11 protein-coding genes are annotated in these 15,089 nt (G+C 66.3%); 6 read left to right on the forward strand and 5 right to left on the reverse strand.

The window, feature by feature from the left end:
• Positions 1-103: 103 nt before the first annotated feature.
• The 5 genes from LB532_RS05450 (at position 104) to LB532_RS05470 (ending at position 7,130) form a co-directional block, all read left to right on the forward strand.
• Positions 104-4,624: a YadA-like family protein gene (locus tag LB532_RS05450; protein WP_140642803.1), complete on the forward strand. Its 4,521-nt coding sequence runs from the start codon at positions 104-106 to the stop codon at positions 4,622-4,624.
• Positions 4,625-4,631: 7 nt separating this feature from the next.
• Positions 4,632-5,219, forward strand: coding sequence for an invasion associated locus B family protein (locus tag LB532_RS05455; protein WP_140642804.1), 588 nt, complete (start codon positions 4,632-4,634; stop codon positions 5,217-5,219).
• Between the two features lie 13 nt (positions 5,220-5,232).
• Positions 5,233-5,919 carry a hypothetical protein gene (locus LB532_RS05460; protein ID WP_140642805.1) on the forward strand — a complete coding sequence of 229 codons (687 nt, stop codon included), beginning with the start codon at positions 5,233-5,235 and terminating at the stop codon, positions 5,917-5,919.
• A 49-nt stretch (positions 5,920-5,968) separates the two neighbouring features.
• Positions 5,969-6,436: a DUF4189 domain-containing protein gene (locus LB532_RS05465; protein ID WP_140642806.1), complete on the forward strand. Its 468-nt coding sequence runs from the start codon at positions 5,969-5,971 to the stop codon at positions 6,434-6,436.
• A 151-nt stretch (positions 6,437-6,587) separates the two neighbouring features.
• Positions 6,588-7,130, forward strand: a complete 543-nt coding sequence (locus LB532_RS05470) for an invasion associated locus B family protein (RefSeq protein WP_411908872.1) — start codon at positions 6,588-6,590, stop codon at positions 7,128-7,130.
• A 17-nt stretch (positions 7,131-7,147) separates the two neighbouring features.
• On the opposite strand, the gene LB532_RS05475 is transcribed toward LB532_RS05470, so the two are convergent.
• Positions 7,148-9,136: an ABC transporter ATP-binding protein/permease gene (locus LB532_RS05475; RefSeq protein WP_140642808.1), complete on the reverse strand. Its 1,989-nt coding sequence runs from the start codon at positions 9,134-9,136 to the stop codon at positions 7,148-7,150.
• A 295-nt stretch (positions 9,137-9,431) separates the two neighbouring features.
• Between LB532_RS05475 and LB532_RS05480 the strand changes: the two genes are divergently transcribed.
• Positions 9,432-9,872, forward strand: coding sequence for a hypothetical protein (locus LB532_RS05480; RefSeq protein ID WP_140642809.1), 441 nt, complete (start codon positions 9,432-9,434; stop codon positions 9,870-9,872).
• 49 nt (positions 9,873-9,921) lie between these two features.
• Here LB532_RS05480 and LB532_RS05485 read toward each other — a convergent pair whose 3' ends face one another.
• The 4 genes from LB532_RS05485 to LB532_RS05500 form a co-directional block, all read right to left on the reverse strand.
• The gene (locus tag LB532_RS05485; protein ID WP_140642810.1) at positions 9,922-10,902 is read right to left on the reverse strand and encodes an ABC transporter permease; all 981 of its coding nucleotides are present in this window, start codon (positions 10,900-10,902) and stop codon (positions 9,922-9,924) included.
• 262 nt (positions 10,903-11,164) lie between these two features.
• Positions 11,165-12,139, reverse strand: a complete 975-nt coding sequence (locus LB532_RS05490) for an ABC transporter permease (protein ID WP_140642812.1) — start codon at positions 12,137-12,139, stop codon at positions 11,165-11,167.
• On the reverse strand, positions 12,136-13,686 hold the full coding sequence (locus LB532_RS05495) for a sugar ABC transporter ATP-binding protein (protein WP_140642814.1): 1,551 nt from the start codon (positions 13,684-13,686) through the stop codon (positions 12,136-12,138). Before LB532_RS05495 ends, LB532_RS05490 begins: the two co-directional genes overlap by 4 nt.
• A 322-nt stretch (positions 13,687-14,008) precedes the next feature.
• Complete coding sequence (locus LB532_RS05500) at positions 14,009-15,058, reverse strand: ABC transporter substrate-binding protein (protein WP_140642815.1); 1,050 nt, start codon at positions 15,056-15,058, stop codon at positions 14,009-14,011.
• Between the last annotated feature and the right edge of the window lie 31 nt (positions 15,059-15,089).

The following is a 15,089-nucleotide window of genomic DNA, read 5'->3' on the forward strand; positions in this document are numbered from 1 at the left end:
TCACAAGACAGCAATTTCATGAAATACCGCGAGCGGGAATCATGTCTTCCTGCCGACGAGCGGAATTCTCAGACATTTCGTGCCGGCCAGCGGAGAGGGAACCATGACCGACAACCAGATTTCGGGCGGCCAGATTTCGAACGGCTCGCTTCTTGTTCGGCGTCGTGCGGTGCATTTCGCCAGTCACTGGATCGCGAATGCCGATCCTCGCTCCCGCTCGGCCCGGCGCCGCTTGATGGCGGTGCTGCGCATGGCGCATCGTGCGCTCGGCATGGGACGTAAGCGCCTGGGGCTGGGAACGCTGGGCGTCGGCGGCAGTGTGCGTTCGGCCCTGGCCTCCTCCGCCAGCCCGACCAGCATCATCGGCGGCCTGGCGGCGCTCGCCGCGCTCGGCCTCGCGACGCCGGCCCAGGCACAATACCAGGCTGGCGGCGGTTCGGCGACAGGCGGCAACGCCGTCGCCATCGGTAACGGTGCCACGTCGAATGGCGCGAACAGCGTGGCGTTGGGCACCTCCAACAGCGCAACGGGCGATGCCACGATCGCCATCGGCTATTCGATGAGTGTCAATGGCCTCAATTCCATAGGCATAGGTGTTTTCGCGAGCGCGACCGGCGTCAACGCCCTCGCGTTAGGCGGGAACGCCCATGCCAACGGAGACGCAGCAAGCTCCATTGGCGTCAACTCGGTTGCAGCCGCGGGCGCGGCGGCCTTCGGCCTGAACGCGCGTGCCGACGGATTGGAGTCTACAGCGATCGGCTATGTCACCCGGGCGACCGGGCTGCGCGCGACGGCGCTCGGGCATGGGGCAACAGCATCCGGAGTGGATTCGCTTGCCCAAGGTAGCAGCGCCGTCGCAAGCAACCAGAATGCCATCGCCATTGGATTCCAGGCGACCGCGACCGCGATCAACGCCATCAATCTTGGCAACCGAACTGTTGCGGGAAGGGGCGCCCTTCAAGAGAGCGCCATCGCCATCGGTACTGATGTGCTGGCGTCCCAGGTTGACACCACCGCGATCGGACGCGCGAGCAAGGCAACGGGAACGGGCGCCATGGCGATGGGCGCCACGGCCAGTGCGTGGGGCAACCAGTCCATCGCGCTCGGCCTTGGTGCGATTGCAGGCGTTCAGGCCAACACGGCCTTGCCCAACAGCATCGCCATCGGCACCAATTCTACCTCTTCCGGCGCGTTCGCCACCGCGATGGGCGCTACCTCAATTGCGAGCGGCGACGCTAGTACGGCCGTCGGCAACACAGCCGCTGCCAGCGGTGCAAACGCTTCCGCATTCGGGTCTGGAGCGAATGCCGCGGGCGATAATTCTCTCGCTGCCGGCGTCAGCGCCACGGCTAGCGGAATCGGCAGCACCGCGCTCGGCATCGGCGCCGTAACCAGCGCCACGAATGCCGTCGCCATCGGCAATACGGCGAGCGCGTCCGGGGTGAACTCCATCTATCTCGGCGCGCGCACCTTTGGAGCCGGGGCCAGCGCACAGAGCGCCATCGGCATCGGCACGGATGTGTCGGCGTCCGCAACCAACGCCATCGCGGTCGGTCTCCAGTCCACTGCGAGTTCCGCCGATGCCGTCGCCATCGGCACCAGGGCGAATGCAAGCGGCGGCAAGGCCGTCGCCATCGGCGCCGACAACGTCGCTTATGGCGACGGCGCGGTCTCGATCGGCGATCCGAGCTACGCCAGCGGTACCGGCGCCTTCACCGGCGGCGCCAACAACATCGCCAACAGCGACGGCACGACGACCGCCACGGCAGCGAACATGGCGGCCGGCGCCGTCGCCATCGGCAACAACAACAAGGCGATCGGGCAAGGCTCGGTGGCGTTGGGCAACGGCTCGACAGCGGGTGCCGCCGGCCTTGCCGGCAATGTCGCGCTGGGCGACGGCGCGACGGCGGCGGCAAGCTCCGGCGACGTCGCGCTGGGCTCGGGCTCGGTGACCACCACGGCCGTCGGCACGGCCAGTGGGGTGGTCAACGGCACGACCTATGCCTTCCAGGGCATCAACCCGACCTCGACAGTCAGCATCGGGGCGCCCGGCGCGGAGCGCACGCTCACCAATCTGGCGGCGGGGCGGATCAGCGCGCTCTCGACCGATGCGATTAACGGCTCGCAACTCTTCGCCACCAACCAGGCGGTGGACGCCATCGGCACCACGCTCAACAACATCAATGTCGGAGGCGGCATCAAATATTTCCACGCCAACTCGGCCCTGCCGGACTCGCAGGCTCTTGGAGCCGATTCCGTCGCGGTCGGCCCCAATGCGGTAGCCAACAATGCCGGCGACGTGGCGATCGGCCTGAATTCGACGTCGGGCGCGACGACCAATGTCGGCGGCACGACGATCGGCGGCGTCAACTACACCTTCGCCGGCGGCACGCCGGCCGGCGCCTTTTCGGTCGGCTCGGCCGGCGCCGAACGCCAGATCCAGAATGTCGCCGCCGGACAGTTGAACGGCGGTTCGACCGATGCGGTCAACGGCTCGCAGCTCTTCGCCACCAACCAGCAGGTGACGCAGAACACGACCGACATCGCCAATATCGGCACTGGCGTGACCGATCTCGGCAACACGATCAACAACATCGCCGGCGACACCTCGACCGCCTATACCGACGCCAACGGCATCGGCATCCGCTACGCCCGCACCAACGAAGCCGGCCTGGCGCAGACCGATTCCTTCGCACAGGGCGTCGGCTCCACGGCTGTCGGCTACCAGGCGACCGCAACCGGGGACAGCGCGCTGTCGCTTGGCCGCGACACCCTGGCCAGCACCGACGGCAGCGTGGCGCTCGGCTCGGGTTCGCTCTCCGATCGCCCGATTGCTCCGGCTACCGGGCAACTGCCCGCCGGCCCGTCGAACTTCATCCAGTACAACACCACCGACAAGGCGCTGCTCGGAGCGGTGTCGGTCGGCAACGCCACTTCGTACCGCCAGATCACCAACGTGGCCGACGGCACGCAGGACCAGGACGCGGTGACGGTGCGCCAGCTCGCCGGCGCCATCGCTGCCGTATCGGCGACCTCGACCAAGTATTTCCATGCCAATTCGGTGGCTGCCGACTCGCTGGCGGTCGGCGCGGAATCGGTCGCGGTCGGTCCGACCACGGTCGTCAACGGCGATAACGGCATCGGCATCGGCAACGGCGCCGTCGTCGACCAGACAGCGCCCGGCGGAACGGCCATCGGCCAGAACGCGCATGTGATGCTGGCCGACGGCCTGGCGTTCGGCACCAATTCGCTCGCCTCCGGCATCCAGTCGGTGGCGCTCGGCGCCGGCGCCCAAAGCACCTTCATCAACAGCGTGGCGCTGGGCGCGCAGTCCATCACCTCGGTCGGCGCGCAGGCCGGCTACACGGCTTTTGCACTGACCGCCCCGCAGACCTCGGTCGGCGAAGTGTCGATCGGCGGCGCCGGGGCTGAACGCAAGCTCACCAATGTCGCGGCGGGCTCGGCCGACACCGACGGCGTCAACGTCTCGCAGCTGCGCGGCGTGTCGCAAAACGTGACCAACCTGTTCGGCGGCAGCACCACGCTCAATCCCGACGGCTCGATCACCGGTCCGACCTACACCGTCCAGGGCAACACCTACACGACTGTCTATGACGGCCTCACGGCGGTCGACAATGCCTTGACCACCATCAGCAATGGCGGCGGCATCAAGTACTTCCACGCCAATTCGTCGCTGGCCGACAGTATCGCCGGCGGGACCGACGCCGTGGCGATCGGCCCCGAAAGCGTGGCGAGCGGCAACGACAGCCTGGCCGCCGGCCATGGCTCTACGGCTACCGGGGCGGGCGCCGTCGCGCTCGGCCAGGGCGCGCAGGCCAACAACGCCAATGATGTGGCGCTCGGCTCCGGCTCGGTGACGCAGACCGCCGTCGGCACCTCCAGCACCGTCATCAACGGCAAGACCTACGCCTTTGCCGGCACCACGCCGACCGGAACAGTCAGCGTCGGCGATGCCGGCGCGGAGAGGACGATCACCAATGTCGCAGCCGGACGGATTGCCGCCGACAGCACCGACGCGATCAACGGTTCACAGCTCTTCGCCTCCAACCAGGCGATCGAGGCCCTGCAAACCGGCGTCGGAAATCTCAACCAGAATGCGGTGACCTATGACACGCAGGGCGGCGCCAAGACGAACACCATCACGCTGCAAGGCGGAGACGTCAACGCGCCGGTCGTCATCTCCAATGTCGGACCCGGCGTGGCCGGCACCGACGCGGTCAATGTCAACCAGCTGACCAAGGGCCTGGACACCGCTATCAGCACATCCAACAGCTATACCGACAAGGTGGCGGCCACGACCCTGCAACAGGCCAACGACTATACCGACCAGAAACTCGGCCAGCTCAACTCCGACATCAGCGGCATCAGGGACGAAGCGCGGCAGGCCGCGGCCATCGGTCTTGCAGCTGCCTCGCTGCGCTACGATGACCGGCCCGGCAAGCTGAGCGTGGCGGTCGGCGGCGGCTTCTGGCGGGATGCGAGCGCCTTCGCCTTCGGCGCCGGCTACACCAGCGAGGACGGCCGTATCCGCGGCAATGTCTCGGGCACGGCGGCGGGCGGAAATGTCGGTGTCGGCGCCGGCCTGAGCCTCACGTTGAACTGAGGCGGGAATGAACGGGGCAACCAGCCATCATGCCCGGCTCTTCCTCCTGACCTGCCTGGCGGTTGCCGGCGGCCTTTCCCTCGCCGCCGGGCCGGCCGCCGCGCAAGCGACCGCGCCCTACAGGATCAAGCCGTCCGACGTGGTGGTGCCGCCCGAGGTGAAGATGGGCCAATACCAGCGCACCATCCGGCCCTTCGAGAACTGGACGCTGATCTGCGACGAGAACCTCAAGGCGCGCAAGAAGGTCTGCAACGTCTCGCAGGTGATCGAGGACGGGGCCGGCAAGATGGCCTTCAGCTGGTCGCTCGCCGCCACGCAGGACGGCAAGCCTTACATGATCCTGCGCACCGCGCCGAACGCGAAGAGGGACGGCCTGGTATCGGTGAAGTTCGACGGCCGCGACCCGATCGGCGTTCGCTTGAATGGCTGCAACGAAATGGTCTGCGTCGGCATGCTGCCGGTGGGGCCTATCATGCGCCAGGAGATAGTGCAGAAAGCGACGCCGGCGATTTCCTACAAGACCGTCGACGGCCAGACGATTACAGTGACCGCAACGCTCAAGGGGCTGTCCGAGGCCCTTGCGCCAGTCAAATAACCGAGGCAGCACCGTGAGCCACCAAGACCCGTTCATCTCCCCAGCGCGCGGCCCGAGCGTGGAGCCGGACCGCAAGAGGATCGTCGAGCCCGATCGCAAGAGGGTCGCCGAGCCGCAGCGGCGGTGGCCGCGCGTCCTGGGCTTCTCGCTGCTGGGGCTGGCCATGATCGGCATCGGCTTCGCTGCGGCGAACTATGCCGCGATCGCCGGCCTCGTCGGCACCCCGACGGCCGCGCAGGCCGGGACGGCGCCGCCCGCATTGCCGGACTCACCTTTCCTCGAACATGTCAAACAGGCCGGCGTTCAGGCCTGCTCGACAATCTTCCCCGTGCTCGGACAGGTCCTGACGACTGGTTCGAAATACAGCGTCAAATCCTTGTGGAACGATCAGGCCGCCGACAAGCACGCCGTGCAGGCCCTCGTCGGCATGGATTATGCGACGGAAAAATACAGCGGACCGGCCGCCGGCATGGTTTTCGCATCGCCCACCGCTTCCGGCTGCGAAGGCGCGATGGTGCGGGTGGCACCGTTCGCCAGCCCGTGTTCGGAGATCCCGTCCGTTCTTCCGCAAGGCAGCAAGATCACCGACCATCTCGGCCAGGTCGAAGTGTACGAGCTCGGCGGCAATTCGGGTGAAGCGCTTCTGCTGCCGACCGGTAATAGCTGCGTCGTGATCTCCATCGCGTCGGCGTCGAAGTGAGACACGGGATAGGCGAATGGGCGAGGGCTCCTGGAAAGGATTGCAGACCATGAAATCGCGACGTCTGGCAGTTTTGTGCATGGCCCTGCTGTGGAGCGGGCAGGTTGTCTCGGCCGACCTTGTGGCGCCGCCGGAGCCGGAGCCGAAGGAGGAAAAGGGCATCTGGGGGGCGATCGCCTATTCCAGCGTTGATACCAAGCACGGCTTCTTCTGGGGCGCCGACAAGCGCCAGGAGGCGAAGGACGCCGCGATGAAATATTGCGAGAACGCCGGCGGCAAGGGCTGCACTGTTGTCACGGTATTCCGCAATCACCGCCATTGGACAGACGACGACGAGACGGGCTTTCCCTACAAGCACTGCGGCGCCCTGGCTGTGGCCGAGAAGAAGCAGACCGACCGGCTGACGCCGTGGGGCGCGAACTCCGCCGAGACCCGCAAGGACGCGGAAGACCTCGCTCTGCATGCCTGCGAGGCGGCGGGAACCGAATGCAAGATCCGCGAGTGGGTCTGTACCTGAAGCGCGTCGGCCGAAACGGATTCGGGCGAGGCGCTTTGGAATTGCTTTTGCACCCTGCGTGAGGCAGATGACGGTGGCCCGCGGGTCCCGAAGATCGCACCGGTTTTCGGGGGCCATGCGCGTAAAAACCCGAAAGAGAAAGTCGCAATCGTTGTTTGACAGATTTGTTCTTCTGAAGGCGGCCGCACTCTGCGCGGCGGCCCTGGCCGCATCGAGTGCGGGTGCGCAACAGCAGCAGGCGGCCACGCTTCCAAACGGCGCGTCGTCGCTCCAGGAGACCTATCAGGACTGGAGCCTGGCCTGCACCATCCAGGACAATGCACGCGCCTGCTCGGTTTCGCAGGACCAGACGCAGAAGAACGGCCAGAGGCTGCTGGCGGTGGAGCTGCGCACGGGGCCGAAGGCTGGATTGACCGGAACCCTGCTTCTGCCGTTCGGCATCCTGTTCGACCCAGGCGTGACGATCCAGATCGACGACCAGCCGCCCCTCGGCCAGTTGCGGTTCCGTACCTGCCTGCCGAACGGATGCGTGGCGCAGTTTCCGATCGACCGGGCGCTGGCGCAGAAGCTGAAGGCGGGCGGGGTCTTGACGCTCAACGTCATCACCGACGCCGAGACCAAGCTCAGCTTCCCCGTCTCTCTGAAAGGCCTCGGCGCCGCCCTCGATCGCGTCGCGGGGCTGAGCGGGCGCTGAGGAGGGACGAAGTCGGTTTAGTCCAGATCACGCGGCCTCTGGACCGGAGTGCCGGAGCCCCACAGGGCGCGCCCGAGCAAGTTCCGTCTGCCCTTGCGCGGGCCAAGATCGATATCGCTGACAAGCTTCGCGCCGCCCTCGCGCCGCTCCAGCGTGATCTTGCGGCTGTGGAAGGCCTCCAACTCGGCGCGATGCGCGACGCTTATGATCGTCACCTTCGGCAGTTCATGGATGACGGTCTCCATCATCTTGTCCTGGCTCTTCTCGTCGAGGGCCGACGTCGCTTCATCCAGCACGATGATGTCGGGATGGTGCAGCAGGAGGCGCGCGAATGCGAGGCGCTGCTTTTCGCCACCCGACAAGGTCTGGTCCCAAGGCGCGTCTTCCTCGATCCTGCCGGTCAGGTAGTCGAGCCCCACCTTGTCGAGGGCGGCGTTGATCTTCTTCAGCGTCCAGTTGTCGGCGGCGGCCGGATAGGCGACTGCGCGCCGCAGCGTCCCGGAAGGGATGTAGGGACGTTGCGGCAACATGAACAGCCGCCTGCCGGGGTGGAAATCGACGCTGCCGCCACCCCACGGCCACAGACCCGCGACGGCTCGCACCAGCGTGCTCTTGCCGGAACCGGATTCGCCTGATACCAGCACCCGCTCGCCGGGCTCGACCACGACCTCGGTTTCCTTGACCACGCCGGTGCCGTCGTCCAGCGACACCGAGAGATTGTCCAGGCTGAGCATCGCACCGTCTTCGGTTTCGCCGTGCTTGATGCGTCCCAGCGCATCGCTCTGCTCGGCGCGCTCCAGCCCGTCGAGCGACATCATCAGCGAGGCGATACGCCGTGCCGAGGCGTTCCAATCGGCGAGACGCGGGTAGTTGTCGACCAGCCACCCGAACGCGCCCTGCACGATGGCAAAGGCGGAGGCAGCCTGCATGACCTGTCCAAGGGTCATGCTGCCTTCGAGAAATTTTGGAGCGCAAAGCAGGATCGGCACGACCGGCGCAAACAGGCTCGACCCCTGCGACACCAGCGCGGTGCGCATGTGCTGGCCTGTCAGCAGCGCCCATTGCCGGAGCACCGTGCCGAACGTCTTTTCGATGCCGCTGCGCTCCTCCTCCTCGCCGCCGAGCAAAGCGATGCTCTCGCCGTTTTCGCGCACGCGCGTCAGCGTGTAGCGGAAATCGGCTTCCGCCTGGTTCTTCTGCTCGGAGAGCCGCACGAAATGGCGGCCAATGACCACCATCGAGGTGGAGGTGATGGCGGCATAGATCACCGCGGTGACAACGAGGAAGCCGGGAATGGTGACGCTCGCACTTCCGATAGGCAAAGTCAGCGCCCCGCCGATCGTCCACAGCACCAGGATGAAGGTCGAGGCCGACAGAAACGCGTTGATCACACCGGAAATGAAATCGACGGGCGATTCCGTGGCAATCCGCAAATCCTCCGCGATTCGGGCCTCGGGGTTCGTGTGGTCGCCGCCCACGAGGTTCAGTTGATAGTAGCGGCCGCCTGCGAGCCAGCGCGCGATGGTCGCCGTGGTGAGCCAGGAACGCCAGCGGCGCTGGATCGTCATGCGGAGATAGACCTGTGTAACGACAAGGCTTGCGCTTCCGACCACGAGCGGCGGGAATACGGCGCTGAGCACATAGACGGTGTGGGCGTCGCGTTTCTCGATGGCGTCGAAGATAGAGCGGTTCCAGATGTTGATCCCATACTGGAAGCCGACATTGATGCATATCAGCATCAAGAGCCCGATCGTGAACGGCCAGGCCAACTTGTCGCCGCGCCGGCTCCAGTAGCCGCGCGCGCTGATCCAGAAGCGCCTCAGCAGGTAGCGCTTGCGCGCCTGCTCGGCCGCCTCCGGCGTCAGTTCCGGACCGGGTTCGATGGCGCCGGGCGGCGGCGCGGCCTCGCCGACGACCTCGGACGCAGCTTCGACAGTCGAGGCCTTCTCCTGGCGGCGCGACTTCTCTGCCTTGCGCCGTTTGGCGCCGTCGATCGATTTCGCCATGAGTTTAGCCTCGGATGTAACGGCGACAACGGCCTAAAAATCAAAAGGTTTCACCAGGCCCGCTTCAGACGGCGCCATGGCTCTTCCCGTGCTCCCATGCTCAATCCGCGATGCCGCCAGCAGCCGCTGGACAATTCGCCAGCCGCCGGGCCCGTTTCGCGACGGTCTCCTCGCAGCCGGAGCGAGACGGTGTACTTGGAACCAATGATGGGCGAGACTGTTTAGCCATGAACTTCGATGCGACGCCGACGTCCCGGCCCGGCCGGTAGGCGGCAATCTTGAGGAGCGCTTCGTCATGAATATTTCGTCCAGATTTCGTTCAGTCGCGATTGCCGTCATCACCGCCGCGGGCGTTGGCTTTGCCAGTGCCGCGCAGGCCGACACCGGAACGATCCGCTTCTCCATCTACAAGGCGGCTTTCTTCGTCGGTGGCTCCGGAGGCGAGGGCACGCTGACCTTCCACGGCCGCCGATATCCGATCTCGGTCGGCGGCATCTCGGGCGGCCTCGCCTTCGGTGCCTCCAAGACCTATTTCCGGGGCACTGTGCGTCATATCAAGCGCGCCCGGGACGTGACGGGGGTCTATGGCGCGGCCGGCGGCGGCGGCGCGCTCGGCAAGGGCGCCCAGGTGATCGTCATGACCAACGACAAGGGCGCCCAGCTCGAGCTCACGGGCAGGCAGGTAGGGCTGCAAGTCAACGCCGATCTCAGCGGCATGAGCATCACGGTGAAGTGAGCCCCGTCACTGCGTTAGCCTTTTCGAGGGATGGGCCGGCGGCCCCTCCCTACCGCTCCTCCACGATCCTCAGATAGGCCGCGGTCACGAACAGCACGATCAGGCCGAACAGGATCCTTCTTGCCCCCTCCGGCATCTGTAAAATCGTCAGCAGCGTCGTCAGCACGGTCAGGATCAGCGCACCGATGATGGTGCCGGCATAGCCGCCGCGGCCGCCGAAGATGGAGGTGCCGCCGATGACGGCGGCGGCCACGGAGGGCAGCACGAGCGGTTCGGCAAGGGACAGGGAAGGTGCCTTGATCAAGCCGATATAGAGCAGGCCGGTGATGCCGGCGAGCAGGCTGGAGAGAACGTAGAGCGCGGTGATGACCTGCCAGTAGCGCACGCCGGAAAGGCGGGTCGCGCGCTCATTGTCGCCGACGGCATAGAGCAGGCGGCCGAAGCCGGTGCGGTTGAGGCCGAAGACGATCAGCACCGCGACGGGGACGAACAGAAGCAGCGCGTTGGGAAACCCTGCGGTCACGCCGGTGCCGAGCCAGGCGAGGAAATCGGGGATCTTGGCGCCCGAGGCGATCACCGTGCGTTGATAGACCTGCAGGAAGCCGGTGCCGATCAGGCTGGTGCCCAGCGTCATGATCAGCGGGTGGACGCGGAAGACGCCGACGCCGATGCCGTTGACCAGGCCGATCAGCACCGCCGGCATCATCGCCAGGAGGAAGGCCACGGCCGGGTCCTGGTTGACGGCTTGCGTAGCCATGATGAAGGCGCTCATCGTCGCCACCGTGCCGACCGAAAGGTCTATGCCGCCGGTCAGCATCGTCATGGTCTGGCAGCCGGCAAGGATCGCCAAGGGGATGGCGAATTTGACGGTGTTGGCGATCCAGCGCTCGTTGACGATGCCGGGGCGCAGGATCTGCAAGATCACAACCAGGATGACCAGCAGGATGATCAGCGGGATCAGCGGCCGGTCGGCCATGAAGCGTTTGACGCGGCGGCCGAGGGGGACAGGGGTGATCGCGGTGGTGCTCATGAGGTGGCTCGTGCTTGGGTTGGGCCGGTGCCGAGGCTGGGGAGGAATGGCGCTCTACGGCGCGCCCCTCTGGCCTGCCGGACATCTCCCCCACGAGGGGGGAGATTGGCTGTCATCGCGGCTTTCGCCAATCTCCGACGTTGCAGAAATGAGAGGGGCGCCGAAACTGCCAATCTCCCCCCTTGTGGGGGAGATGTCCGGCAGGACAGAGGGGGGCGCGAAGGAACGCTAACATCCAGCTCCGTCAGCCTCACGGCACCACTCACGACTGCCGCCCCCGCATCGTAATAAACGCGCCGAACATCACCACGGCGACCATGATCAAACCCTCGATGATGGCGGTGACGTTGGGGTCGATGGCAAGCAGGGTGAGGTCGGTGCGCACCAGGCGCAGCACGAAGACGGCGACGATGGGGCCGAGCAGGCCGCCCTTGCCACCGCCCAGCGCCACGCCGCCCAGCACCACGGCCGCGACGCTGGCGAGCAGATAGGGGCCGGGAATGGGCGCGCCGATGCCGGTGCTCATGGTCAGCGCCAGGCCGCCCATGGCCGCGAACAGGCCCGACAGCGCATAGGCGATGATGCGGGTGCGCTTGACCGGCACGCCGCTGCGGAACGCTGCCAGCTCACTCGAGCCGATGGCGTAGATAGACAGGCCGAGGCGCGAGCGCCTCAGCGGTATCCAGACGATACAGAGACAGATGATCAGCACCAGCAGCGCCTTCGGCAGCCAGGCGTCGATGCTCTGCGGCAGGCCCGGTATCGGCACGGTGCCTGAAATCATCGCCTTCAGCCATTCGGCGGCGGCGCCGCCCGGCGCGCCAAGCACCAGAAGGGCCGCCCCTTGCAGCACGAACAGCATGGCGAGCGTCACCACGATGTCGGGGACGCGGGTGACGACAATGAGCAGGCCGTTGAGTGCGCCAAGCACAAAACCCATGGCCAGCACGAAAGGCACCACGAACAGCGCGTATTCTTCCGAGGCGCCGGCCATCATCGAGGCGGCAGTGACGCTGGTCAGCGCCATCATGGCGGCGACCGACAGATCGATGCCGCCGGCGATGACGACGACGGTCTGCGCGGCCACGGCAAAGGCGTAGGGCAAGACGGCCCGCGCCAGCGAGCCGAAATCGCCGCTGCCATAGCCAGGCTGGATCAGCTTGGTGACGACGAACAGCACGATGAGGAGGCCGAACAGGCCGGCGACCCAGCCCTGGCGGCGCAGGAGATGGCTCATGGCGTCGCCTCCGGTGCATCGGGGGCATTTGCTGTGGGGTCCGCCAAGATGCCGACATCGGCCTTGGCGCCGCGCCGCAGGCCGTAGGCGGCGCGCATCAGTGCCGGCTCGTCCGCCTCCTCGACCGGGAAGATATCGACGACGCGGCCGCCGAAGATGACGATGACGCGATCGCAGACGCGCTGCACCTCTTCGAGTTCCGAGGTGTAGAACAGCACCGACTTGCCGTGGCCGGCGAGCTCACGCAGCAATTTATAGATTTCCTGCTTGGTGCCGACATCGATGCCGCGCGTCGGGTCGAAGCACAGGATGGTGCGGGCATCCGCCGCGATCCAGCGGGCGATGGTCACTTTCTGCTGGTTGCCGCCGGACAGGCGCTGCACCTCGCCTTGTGCTCGGGTGTCGATCTGGAGGCGCGCGATGGCGCTCGCCACCGTGGCGCGCTCCTTGCGCATGGCGATCGGCCCCCAGTTGCGCAAGGCGGCGCTGAAGGGCAGCGCGATGTTCTCGCGCACCGAGCGCTGCATGGCGAGGGCTTCGGAGCGGTCGCCCGGCACATAGGCGATGCCGGCGCGGATGGCGTCGATCGGATGGGTGAATTTCGCCGGCTGGGCGTCGACCTCGATGGTGCCGCCGGACGGTTTGATCGAGCCGGCAAGGGCGGCGAACAATTCATCTTGGCCCTGGCCTTCGAGCGCGACGACGCCGGCGACCTCGCCATCGGCGAGATCGAAGGAGACGTCGTTGAGCTTGGTGCCGACGCGCAGATTGCGCACGGCGAGACGCGGGCGGGCAGGGGCCGACGTGGCGGCCTGGCCGGCGGCGCGTGCGGCCATCTTGGTCTTCTCGATGCGGGCGCCGAGCATCAGCTCGACGATCTTTTCCTCCACGCCGGGCTCGATGTCGAGAACGCCGACGGTCGCGCCGTCGCGCAGCACGGTGGCGCGGTCGCAGAGCGCCGAGATCTCGACGAAACGGTGCGAGATGAAGATCACGGCGCGGCCGCTGTCGCCCTGGCGACGCACGACTTCCAGCACCTTTTCGGCAAGATTGGCGGGGAGCGCCGCGGTCATCTCGTCGAGCAGCAGCACGTCGGGCTCGACGGCGAGCGCCCGCGCCAGGTCGAGCACGCGCAGCACCGCCAGCGGAATGTCGCGCGCGGTGTCGCGCAGGTCGAGGTCTGATATGCCGAGTTCGCGCACCCAGGCACGGAACGGCTCGACGGGCGTACCGGTCAGCCGCAGATTGGACAGTATGTCTAGATCGGGGATCAGCGACGGTTCCTGGTAGACCGGCAAAAGGCCAGCGCGGCGCGCGGCGGCGGGCGAGCGTATGTCGCGCGCCTCGCCACGGATCAGGACGCGCCCGGCCGAGGCAGGAACCGCGCCGGTCAGGATCTTCACCAGCGTTGACTTGCCGGCGCCATTGGCGCCCATCAGGGCATGCACCTCACCCGGCAGCACGGACAGCGACGCGTCGCGCAGCGCGGCAACCGCGCCGTAATTCTTGGCGACGCCGGAGGCGTCGAGGAGGGGGCTTTTCGGCAACGGGTTTGATGTCAAAACGTGTTGTTCTCGGGTGAATCTGTTCAAGAATTTTATAGAGCCGATAATTCGGGTGAGTTGGCGCTCTACGGCGCCCCCCTCTGTCCTGCCGGACATCTCCCCTCAAGGGGAGAGATTGGCAGTTCCGGCGGCGGCCTTCCCTTCTCTTGTGGGAGAAGGTGGCCTGGCGAAGCGAGGTCGGATGAGGGGTGCTCCAGGGAACGCTAACGTCTCACTGCGCTGGAACACCCCTCATCCGTCTCGGCGCTGCGCGCCGATCCACCTTCTCCCACAAGGGAGAAGGAAGAAGGGCGTCTCGTCCAGCTTACTCGCCCGGGCCCTTACAGGCCACGATCTGCTCCTTGGTGTACGTCGTCCAGTCCGGGATCGAGATCGAGACCGGCCATTCCGGGCTGAGCGACGGATCGGCGGCGGCTTTCAGCTTGGCCTTGCCTTCCTCGGTGGCGTTTTCCCAGAGCTGCGGCTCGACCAGAACGGTCTGCTGCGCCGGCTTCTTGCCGTCGAGGATCTGGAGCGCGAGCGTCACGCCGGCGCCGCCGATCGAGCCGGGATTGGTCACGGCTGCCCCGACGAGGTCCTTGACCGAATTCAGCTGGCCGACGAAACCGGCATTGTCGGCGCCGACGACCGGCACCATCGGCGCCTGCGATTCCACCAGCGCGTCGACGATGACGTTGTCGATGCCCGAGGTCCACACGCCGTTGAAGGGCGTGCCGGTGGCGAGGAAGGACAGCATCTGCTGCTTGGCCTGGTCCTGCTGCCAGCCGGTGAACACTTCCTGTGCGACCTTCACGTCGGGGAATTCGGCCAGCGCCTTCTTGAAGCCCTTGTCGCGGTCGCTGTCGGCCGAGGCGCCGGCGGCGCCGCGCATGTAAAACACCTCACCCTTGCCGCCCATCTGCTGGAACAGCCATTTGGCGCCGAGATAGGCATATTGTTCCTGGTTGTTGGAGATGATGTAGGCCGAGGGTTCGGTGACCGCCTGGTCGACGGCGACGACAACGATGCCGGCCTTGGTGGCTTCCTCCAGCCCCGCCTTGATGCCGGCGGGATCAGCCGGATTGACGACGATGGCGTCGACCTTGGCGCTGATAAGGTTGCGGATGTCCTCGAGCTGCCCGGCGGCGTCGGTGTTGCGGTGGGCGATGTTGAGCTTGGTCACTTCGCCGGAGGCCAGCGCCTGCGCCTTCATGGCGCAGACCATCTCCTCGCGCCAGCCATTGCCCTGCACGGTGTTGGAGATGCCGATCGTGTATTTGCCCTCGGCGGACGAGGCGCCCATCGAGGCCAGCAAGGCAGCGCCGGCAAGGAGTGGAACAATGGGCAGCGGCGCCATGGTCAGGTATTTCTTCATTTCAGATTTCCTCCACTTTGATTTTCATTTC

The sequence above is a fragment of the Mesorhizobium sp. ESP-6-2 genome (assembly GCF_020164675.1).
In the GTDB taxonomy this organism is placed as follows: domain Bacteria; phylum Pseudomonadota; class Alphaproteobacteria; order Rhizobiales; family Rhizobiaceae; genus Mesorhizobium.

What these genes read in the sequence shown, in the direction of transcription:
- LB532_RS05450 (WP_140642803.1), top strand. Translation starts at nt 104, where the DNA reads ATGACCGACAACCAGATTTCGGGCGGCCAGATTTCGAACGGCTCGCTT.
- LB532_RS05455 (WP_140642804.1), top strand. Translation starts at nt 4,632, where the DNA reads ATGAACGGGGCAACCAGCCATCATGCCCGGCTCTTCCTCCTGACCTGC.
- LB532_RS05465 (WP_140642806.1), top strand. Translation starts at nt 5,969, where the DNA reads ATGAAATCGCGACGTCTGGCAGTTTTGTGCATGGCCCTGCTGTGGAGC.
- LB532_RS05475 (WP_140642808.1), bottom strand. Translation starts at nt 9,136, where the DNA reads ATGGCGAAATCGATCGACGGCGCCAAACGGCGCAAGGCAGAGAAGTCG.
- LB532_RS05480 (WP_140642809.1), top strand. Translation starts at nt 9,432, where the DNA reads ATGAATATTTCGTCCAGATTTCGTTCAGTCGCGATTGCCGTCATCACC.
- LB532_RS05485 (WP_140642810.1), bottom strand. Translation starts at nt 10,902, where the DNA reads ATGAGCACCACCGCGATCACCCCTGTCCCCCTCGGCCGCCGCGTCAAA.
- LB532_RS05490 (WP_140642812.1), bottom strand. Translation starts at nt 12,139, where the DNA reads ATGAGCCATCTCCTGCGCCGCCAGGGCTGGGTCGCCGGCCTGTTCGGC.
- LB532_RS05500 (WP_140642815.1), bottom strand. Translation starts at nt 15,058, where the DNA reads ATGAAGAAATACCTGACCATGGCGCCGCTGCCCATTGTTCCACTCCTT.